Consider the following 4,040-nt stretch of genomic DNA (forward strand, 5'->3'; position numbering starts at 1 on the left):
CTCGGAATTTTCTGATCGCGGGGCGCGGCGCAAGCGAGCCCGGGCAACGCCTGGCCAAATAGAACCGCTCCGACGCCGATATTTCCAGGTTGCCTTCAGCACCGTTTCGTCAATCATGCGTCATGGCAATGAGGCAACAGAGCTTACGCACAACCTCGACGCGGCGCTGGATCGTGCGAATTCTTATCTCGCTCCTTCTGGCAGCTGCGTTACTGTGGCTGACCTCCAAACCGCAAATCGAAGCCGATTCCCGCCCGGTCCTATCGGAAGGTGCCTCGGCAGATGCACGTGGCGCAGCGGCTTTCCTGGGCGCGGGTTTCGGTGGCATCTCGATGGAATCGCTCGACTCCAGTGCCATTCCCTGGCGGCTTGCAGCCGCTGCGTTGGTGCTTGACGAACGCCGCCGGAATCCGTCTGCCGCCATCGACCGGGCAACGGTGCGCAGCATCTTGAAGCGCTTCGGGTTCCTCTATCCAGCAACGATCGCGAACCTTCCCGCGGACCTTCGCCCGCGCGGGGGCGAGATGCCGCTGGGCATCACGCACGGCGCCATCGCGCCGATCGGCGGCACCAGGGTGGAAGTCGCCAACCTTGGGTGCGCGGCCTGCCATGCCGGCGTGACCTATGATGAAACAGGCGGCCCCCGGCCCGACCGGGCGTGGCTGGGCACGCCCAACAGCTCGATCGACCTTGAGGCCTATACGCAGGCGATATTCGACGCGACGCGCCGACACATCGGGTCCGAAGAGTTGCTGACCACCGCCGCAACGCTCTACCCCGAAATGGGATGGCGCGAGCGGCAGAGCCTGCGCTGGCTGGTCATCCCGCTCGCGAAGCGACGGCTTGCCGCACTGGAGGGTCAACCGCGACCTTTGCCCTTTCCCAACGGATCGCCGGGCAGCACCAATGGCGTAGCAGCGCTCAAACACGCGCTTGGTGCGCCGCTTGCCGAAGGCGGGCCGGGCGATGACGGAATTGTTTCGGTGCCCGAGCTAGGCCGCCGGGAGTGGCGCAGCGCGCTGCTCGCCGACGGGGCCTATGCGCTGCCCGGCATAAAGCCGGACGCGACCGTCGAGGCCGACCTGACCGCCGAACGACTGCGCGAGCTGGCCGCGATCACCAGTTTCTTCACGGTTCCGAGCATGGGGGTCCATCCCGACCGGGCGCAGCAAGGAATCGGGGATGCCGAAGCCGTTTTCGCTTGGCTGCGAACCTATCGACCGCAGCCCTTTCCCGGGGCAATCGATCATGCGGCGGCACGGCGCGGCGCGGCGGTTTACCGGGCGCAATGCGCCGCGTGTCACGGAGATTACGCCATGAACGAAAGCGCGGCACCGCAACTCGTGCGCTTCCCGAACTGGATCGGCGATGTCGGAACCGACCCGCTGCGCGCGCGCCTGTTCGATGCCGAGCTCCGGAAGGCTGTCGGCAATACCGGATATCGCAAGCTGATCGCCGTGAAGGCGGGGCGGGGATATGCGGCGCCGCCGCTGGCCGGTCTCTGGTCCTCCGCACCCTATTTGCATAATGGCTCGGTCACGAGCCTTGGCGCGCTGCTCGACCCGACGCAGCGTCAGGCGCGTTTCCTCGTCGGAGGACATGCGCTCGATTTCGAAAGCGTCGGACTCCGCCTGGGACCCGCCGGCGCATATCCCGACGGTTACCGCCCCTTTTCGACACCGCAGTGGACCGACACCACGCAGCCCGGGCGCGGCAATGGCGGACACCTGTTCGGAGCCGGGCTGACGGCTGCCGACCGGCAAGCGCTCATCGAATTTCTGAAGCGGCTCTAGAACAGTACAGCGTCGATCGGCAGACGGGCCCGGGCAAAGCCGGGTCCCGCACGCCGGCCGACGCGAAAGGCGCTGACCAGCCGCTGTCCGGCGGCGATGCCATGGGTTGAAGCGACATGCGACGCCGCCCGCGGATCATCGGCCAGCGCGGCGAGCACCGCCGCACCCATCCCTGCCCGCTCGATGCCGAGCCACAGGCGGAGAAAATGCCGGCCGCTTTCGAAAGGCGCTTCGACGACGGGACGGTGAAACAAGATGACCGCCGCCGCCGCCGCCACCTTGGCGCCCTCTGCCAGCAGCGCTGGTGCAACGCGCAGGCGATCGAGCGGACTGAAAAGCGGCCCCAGCACCAGATTCGCGCCGATCGCCTCGACCGGCGACAATGCCATCGCTTCGGCATTCAACCCGTCGCGCGCCCAACAGGGATGACGCCGCCGCAGCCGCATCCAGCCAAGCAGCTCGCCGCGAAAAGCGCCGTCGCGCATGAAACCATAGCTGGCGGCGTCGAATTCCCGCCCGAGCAGGGCAAGCGCGTCGGGTGCCGTGACGATGGTCGCATCGGCGCCTGCGAACTGCTGGACCGCCGCCCGATCGGCCTCGGTCGGGACGAGGAAATTTCCGCGCCAGGATGCCCGTTTACCGAGCCATCCGGCCAACCGGTCGACGTCAGCGCCGCGATCGAACCGGTATCGCGCGATGGCCCGCAGCCCGGCGCCAAGGTCCGGAAGGCCCCTCCGTTCCTCGACAACATGCCAACCCTCGCGCGAGGCTGCGATTCGCAACGCTTCAGCGGCGGCGCCCAGACTGATGGCGGCATCGTTGCCGGTCGGATCGCCGACCGCCAGCCGGCGCGACAGATCTTCGGCGAGCAACAGCGAATTGTCCCCGATCCGCCAACGCGCGGGTTGGACATTGTGGACACTCGGTGCCGTGATCGCGTCTTCGACCAGCCGTCGCAATATCGCTTTGGTCATCCGAGCGTCTTTCGGAACAGGTGCAGCTGGTGAAGAGGTTCTGCGCCCAACTTCTCCATCTGGCGCAGGCTTGCAGCATTTTCGTCGGCGATCCAGGTGATGCCCAGCTGCCTGTAACGAGCGGCGCGCAGCTGGCGGATCGTGCGCGCGAGCATCGCGCCCATCAAGCCGCGACCGTGCCGATCGCGCACGATCGAATAGAAGATGATGACCGCGCGGCGGCGGCGGAAACGGAATCGCAGGAAATGCCATAGCGTGAGCGGCCCGATGCGCGAACGGGTCGCGCGCAGAAAGCCGTTGAGGTCGGGGATGCAGATGATCGTGCCCACCGGTCGGCCATCCTCCATCAGCACCGACGACAGGCGCGGGTCGAGAATTGCGCTCATTTCGCCCGCCTGGAACGCGAACTCTTCCTCCGTCAACGGCACGAACATCGGATTCTGCGCGAACCCGTCGTTGAGCACCGCCCGCGCATCCTCCATGCGCTCCGGAAAGCTGCGCCGCTCGATCGGGGCAAAGCTGTAGGCCCCGCTTGCGACGGGCTCCTCCGACGGCGGTGCGGCGCGTTCGAGGTCGAGCTCGAAAGTCGTCATCGGAAAAAAGGGTTCGAACCCGTTCGCTATCAGCAGCCGGGGCAGATGCGACGGCCCGACGACCATGTCGGTATATCCGCGCCGCGAGAAGCCGCCGGTCATCACCCCGCATTGTTGCATGGCCGTAAGATTGAAGTTGCCGACCAGTTCGGAAAGGCCGTGCCTTCGCGCAAAATCCTGCGCCGCGCCCAGCAGCGCGGCCGCGGCTTCGGCGTCGTCAGCGCAGTCGAAGAAGCCGAATTGCGCGCGTTTCCACCCATGTGCCGCATTCGACTGGCCATGCACATGCGCGACGATCCGCCCTATCGGACGCCCGTCGCGATGCGCCGTCCAGAATGCGAACGGATTTCCGGCAGTCCACAACGGGTTCTTCGCCGTTTCGAGCATGCGGAAAATGTCGCCCTTCATCGGCGAAACATAGCCAAGCGCGTCATCATAGGCGTTGAAAGGCGCGTCGAAAAAGGCCTGTGCATCGCCCGAACGAAGCTCGATCGTCATGCCGCGCCTTCCAGCAACCTTGCCGCGAGTTCGAGTTCTTCGTCGAGCGCGGCTTCGGATAGGCCGCCGGCAGAAACGGCGAGAAAACGCGGCGGCCGTTGCGACAGGCGGATCAGGTGGCTTGCGGCATAATGGCCGAGCAGGTCGGCGGCGGCATCCGCGAGTGCGGGGTCGTCAGGCAC

The 4,040-nt window shown here is 66.3% G+C and carries 4 protein-coding genes; 1 reads left to right on the forward strand and 3 read right to left on the reverse strand.

The genetic code is table 11. From position 1 onward, the window contains the following. Nucleotides 1–89: 89 nt before the first annotated feature. On the forward strand, nt 90–1,793 hold the full coding sequence (locus VL973_RS07330) for a c-type cytochrome (protein ID WP_325283373.1): 1,704 nt from the start codon (nt 90–92) through the stop codon (nt 1,791–1,793). Here VL973_RS07330 and VL973_RS07335 read toward each other — a convergent pair. The 3 genes from VL973_RS07335 to VL973_RS07345 all read right to left on the reverse strand — a co-directional run. After that, nucleotides 1,790–2,767 carry a nitroreductase family protein gene (locus VL973_RS07335; RefSeq protein ID WP_325283374.1) on the reverse strand — a complete coding sequence of 326 codons (978 nt, stop codon included), beginning with the start codon at nt 2,765–2,767 and terminating at the stop codon, nt 1,790–1,792. The two genes, VL973_RS07330 and VL973_RS07335, sit on opposite strands and share 4 nt — an antisense overlap. Continuing rightward, the gene (locus VL973_RS07340; protein WP_325283375.1) at nt 2,764–3,858 is read right to left on the reverse strand and encodes a GNAT family N-acetyltransferase; all 1,095 of its coding nucleotides are present in this window, start codon (nt 3,856–3,858) and stop codon (nt 2,764–2,766) included. The genes VL973_RS07335 and VL973_RS07340 overlap by 4 nt, the downstream gene beginning before the upstream one ends. After that, the coding region (locus VL973_RS07345) for a hypothetical protein (RefSeq protein ID WP_325283376.1) at nt 3,855–4,040 on the reverse strand (186 nt) is incomplete at its 5' end. The genes VL973_RS07345 and VL973_RS07340, both read right to left, overlap by 4 nt.

It is taken from the genome of Sphingomonas sp. (genome assembly GCF_035490575.1).
Lineage (GTDB): Bacteria > Pseudomonadota > Alphaproteobacteria > Sphingomonadales > Sphingomonadaceae > Sphingomonas.